The organism is Streptomyces specialis, from assembly GCF_001493375.1.
Lineage (GTDB): Bacteria > Actinomycetota > Actinomycetes > Streptomycetales > Streptomycetaceae > Streptomyces > Streptomyces specialis.
Window position 1 is genome coordinate 1 of the sequence record NZ_LN929881.1, and the last position, 1118, is coordinate 1118.

General features: G+C 79.3%; 1 protein-coding gene. It reads right to left on the reverse strand.

Annotated features, from left to right (window positions below; all coding sequences use genetic code 11):
* A partial coding sequence (locus tag BN2279_RS09730; protein WP_159037179.1) for a class I SAM-dependent methyltransferase occupies positions 1-1118 on the reverse strand: 1118 nt, incomplete at both ends.

The window sequence follows — 1118 nt, forward strand, 5'->3', positions numbered from 1 at the left end:
TAGAGTAGCCTATCCGCGGGGAGGTTAAGAGGGGGAGAAGAGATGCTGTGTGGGGTGTCGGCCGTGGGGTGCGGGAGGTCGCCCCGGCGGGCCAGGAGCACGGCGGTGCCGGTCGCCTCTCCCCACGCGACGATGTCGGTGAGACCGGCCTCGGCGAGGGCCGCGCGCGGCTCGGGGCCGGTGCCGTCCGCGCCGCGCGTCGCGTCCTTCGCGAACAGGCCGTGGAACAAGGCCGCCGCGGGCGATGCCCCACCGGTCAGCGTCAGCACCTGGCCGCCGGGCGCGAGCAGCGCGGCGACACGGCGGACGGTGGCGACGGGATCGGCGGTGGCGTGCAGCGCCCCGGAGTCCACGATCAGGCCGAACCCGCCGGGGACGTCCTGCCGCGACGCGTCGGCCGCGGGGTCGAAGCGGCGGTAGTCCACCGTCGTGTCGTAGGCGGCGAGGCGGGCCCGGGCCCGGGGGAAGGGGGCGGCGCCGATGTCGGTGAAGAGGCACTCCGTGCGGTCCGGCGGCAGGCCCGGCAGCAGCGCGGCGGCCAGTTCGCCGGTGCCGCCGCCGAGTTCGAGCACGCGCAGCGGCCGGTCGGCGGGCCAGTCCGCGACCGCGGCGGCCAGCACCGGCCGGGCGCGGCGGGGGGGGGCCCGCAGGGCGCGGGACCGGACGTACTCGCAGAGGTGGCGGGCGCCCTCGGCGGCCAGCAGGGCCTGCGGGTCGGCCGTTCCGCGCAGCACCGCCGGGAGCCGGGCCCCGCAGTGGGTGTGGAGGGCGAGTTCGGCGGCGGCGTCGGGGTGGTCGGTGAGCAGCGACGCGGTGTGGCCGGTCGTGTCGGGCGGCGCGGTCCGGCGCCAGCGCGGTTCGGGGCCGCCGTCGACCCGGTCGAGCAGGCCGTGTTCGACCGCTTGGGCGGCGAGGAGCGCGGCGTGCCGGGCGTATTCCTCGCGCAGGCCGGCCCGCCGGAGATCGTCCAGGCCGAACTCGGGCGTGTCGGGCAGGAGTTCGGCGAAGGCGCGGGCGGCCCAGCGGGCGGTGGCCCGCGCGAGTGCGGCCGGTGGCCGGGCCGGGTCCTCGCCGCTCGGCGCGGCCGGCTCGGCGGCGACGGCGGCGAGGACCCGGCC